2 protein-coding genes are annotated in these 966 nt (G+C 72.4%); both read right to left on the reverse strand.

Annotation, left to right across the window (positions count from 1 at the left end):
* The coding region (locus D8M34_RS18100) for an AMP-binding protein (RefSeq protein WP_161973096.1) at nt 1-261 on the reverse strand (261 nt) is incomplete at its 3' end.
* 32 nt (nt 262-293) lie between these two features.
* Nucleotides 294-966: SDR family NAD(P)-dependent oxidoreductase (locus tag D8M34_RS18105; protein WP_126894714.1), on the reverse strand; the 673-nt coding region annotated here is incomplete at its 5' end.

A 966-nucleotide genomic window follows, 5' to 3' on the forward strand; every position in this document is an offset into this window, starting at 1 on the left:
GGCGCAGTCGGTCAGGATGTCGGCGACCTCGTCGCCACGGTAGTGCCAGTTGACCGGTACCGGCACGGCGCCGAGGGCCTGGACGGCGTAGGTGGCCGCCAGGTACCCGATGTCGTTGCGCAGCATGATCGCGACGGTCGTGCCGGGCCCCACGCCGTACCGGTCCAGGACGGTGGCCGCCCGCGCGACCCGGCCGGCCAGCTCGTCGTGCGAGACGCGGCGGTCACCGTCGATCACCCCGGTCACCTCGGTTTCGGTCATGGTCCTCCCCTCCGCGCTGAGGGACGGCGTCATCAGATCGCCAGGCCGCCGGACCAGACCAGGGTCTGGGCGCGGACGTAGTCGGACTCGGGCCGGCAGAGCAGGTACACCGCGCCTGCGGCCTCGGCCGGGGTGCCTGCTCGCCCGAGCGGGATCGAGTGCTCCATCGCCGCGAGCAGGTCGGGGTTGACGCCGACGGCGATCTCACGGCCGTCGACGTCGATGGTGCCGTTCCCGCCGGCCGGGCTCTCGGTGAGCCGGGTGCGGATCAGTCCGAACGCGACGGTGTTGACGGTGACGTTGTAGCGGCCCCACTCCTTGGCCAGCGCCTTGGTCAGCCCGGTGACACCCGCCTTGGCCGCGGAGTAGTTGGCCTGCCCGACGTTGCCGCCGAGCCCGGCGACCGAGGAGATGTTGACGACCTTGCGGCACGGCACCGGCGCACCGGCTGCCCTCGCCTGCTTGACCAGCCCGGAGATCACCGGCTGGGCGGCGCGCAGGATCCGGAACGGGGCCGTGAGGTGCACGTCGAGGACGGCGCCCCACTGCTCGTCGGTCATCTTCTGCACGACCGAGTCCCACGTGTATCCGGCGTTGTTGACCACGATGTCCAGCCCGCCGAACTCGTCGACGCCCGCGCCGACGAACCGCTCCGCGAAACCGTCGTCGGTCACGCTGCCGGCGCAGGCGACGGCGCGCCCGCCC

It is taken from the genome of Microbacterium sp. HSID17254 (assembly GCF_003989315.1).
Taxonomy (GTDB): Bacteria; Actinomycetota; Actinomycetes; order Actinomycetales; family Microbacteriaceae; genus Microbacterium.